This is a genomic window from Janthinobacterium rivuli (assembly GCF_009208735.1).
Taxonomy (GTDB): domain Bacteria; phylum Pseudomonadota; class Gammaproteobacteria; order Burkholderiales; family Burkholderiaceae_D; genus Janthinobacterium.
Genome location: NZ_WFLJ01000046.1, coordinates 1 through 1365, shown reverse-complemented (window position 1 = coordinate 1365; position 1365 = coordinate 1). Strand labels below are relative to the sequence as shown.

Annotated in this window: 2 protein-coding genes; both read left to right on the top strand. The window is 64.0% G+C overall.

Translation table 11 applies throughout. From position 1 onward, the window contains the following. The coding region (locus GCN78_RS28785; RefSeq protein ID WP_152254743.1) for a TIM barrel protein at nucleotides 1–651 on the top strand (651 nt) is incomplete at its 5' end. Further along, nucleotides 648–1365: 5-deoxy-glucuronate isomerase (gene iolB / locus GCN78_RS28780; protein ID WP_152254742.1), on the top strand; the 718-nt coding region annotated here is incomplete at its 3' end. The genes GCN78_RS28785 and iolB, both read left to right, overlap by 4 nt.

Below are 1365 nucleotides of genomic sequence, written 5' to 3'. Positions count from 1 at the left end.
GTCCAATCGCATTTACATTTACTTGCCGACAGCGGCGCCACCGTCATGGTGTACGGCGAAGTGGCCGATGCCATCCAGGGCGAAGCCCGTCCTTTATATAAGCGCCCGCGTTTCCAGTCGCAGCGGCAATGGCAGGACTACGCCGACAAGCTGACGGCGTTTGCCAAACACTTGCTCGACCATGGCGTGCGCCTGGCCTACCACCATCACATGGGCGCCTACGTGGAAACGCCGGCCGACGTGGACCAGTTGATGGCCTTGACGGGGCAGGAAGTGGGCTTGCTGTTCGACACCGGTCACATCACCTTTGCCGGCGGCGACGCGCTGGCGGTGCTCAACAAGCATATCGATCGCATCTGCCACGTGCATTGCAAGGACGTGCGCCCCAACGTGGTGAAACTGGCGAGGAATGGCCACTGGAGTTTCCTGCAGGCCGTCATCAATGGCGCCTTCAGCGTGCCCGGCGACGGCTGCATCGATTTTCCGGCCATCCTGACGCGCCTGTATCTGCATGGCTACGAAGGCTGGCTGGTGGTGGAGGCGGAGCAGGACCCGGCCGTCGCGCCCAGCTATCAATATGCGAAGATGGGCCACGATTACCTGGCGCGCCTGGTTGACGCGATTCCCCGCTTGAAACGGGAGGCGGCATGAGCCCGCTGCTCGTCAAAGCGGCCAAGACCGGCGGCAAGATCGTCGAGGTGACGCCGGAATCGGCCGGCTGGACGCACGTGGGCTTCGCCGCGCATCGTCTGGCGGCCGGCGAGAGCCTGAATCTGGAAACGGGCAAGCGCGAACTGTGCATTGTCGTGCTGACGGGCACGGTGACGGTGCGGGCCGGTGAACAGATGTGGGAAGCCATCGGCAATCGCCAGAGCGTGTTTGACGACGTCTCGCCGTATGCCGTGTATGTGCCGCTGGAAACCACGGTCGGCATCACGGCCGTGGGCAATGCGGAAGTGGCCCTGTGCAGCGCGCCGGCCACGACCCACCGTCCGGCGCGCCTGATCGAACCGTCTGCCATGACGCGCTCCGTGCGCGGCAAGGGCGCCAATACCCGCTATGTGTGCGACATCCTGCCGCAGACGGCGGAGGCCGATGGCTTGCTGGTGGTCGAGGTGGTCACGCCGTCCGGCCACTCGTCCAGCTATCCGCCGCACAAGCACGACAGCGACAATATTCCGCTGGAAAGTTCGCTGGAAGAAACGTACTACCACCGCCTGAACCCGGAGCAGGGCTTCGCCTTTCAACGGGTCTACACGGACGACCGTTCCATCGACGAAGCCATGGCCGTGGAAAACCACGACGTGGTGATGGTGCCGCGCGGCTACCACCCCGTCACCGTGCCGTATGGCTACGACGGCTATT